Genomic DNA, 419 nt, shown 5'->3' with positions numbered 1-419 from the left:
GCCGAGGCGGCGGCGCGGCTGCCGCTGTGGCCCGGTCCGGCGCCGGGGTCGACGGCCGGCTCCGAGCACGCGCATCTGGTCGAGCGCAGCGACGACCCGGCCCTGCCCGATCGCGCGCTCAGCGGCCGCTATCAGCCGTATCTGGTGGTGTACCGGCCGAAGACGCCGAACGGCAGCGCGCTGCTGGTCGCGCCCGGCGGCGGCTACGCGCGCGTGGTGCTGGACAAGGAAGGCACGGCCTTGGTGCCGATCTTCGCCGAACAGGCCGGCATCACCCTGTTCGTGCTGCGTTACCGGCTTCCCGACGCAGCGGTCGACGGCGCCGCCGCGCGCGACCAGCCTCTGGCCGATGCGCAGCGCGCGCTGCGCCTGATCCGCGCGCATGCCGCCGACTACGGCGTGGATCCTCAGCGCATCGG

1 pseudogene is annotated in these 419 nt (G+C 74.9%); it reads left to right on the top strand.

Going from position 1 to position 419, the window contains the following annotated elements:
• Window positions 1-419: pseudogene (locus tag D588_RS0118145) on the top strand (alpha/beta hydrolase); the annotation flags it as partial.

This window comes from Xanthomonas sp. SHU 308 (genome assembly GCF_000364645.1).
GTDB classification, from domain to species: Bacteria; Pseudomonadota; Gammaproteobacteria; order Xanthomonadales; family Xanthomonadaceae; genus Xanthomonas_A; species Xanthomonas_A sontii.
The sequence above is the reverse complement of the archived record's forward strand: the minus strand, read 5'-3'. Positions and strand labels throughout refer to the sequence as shown.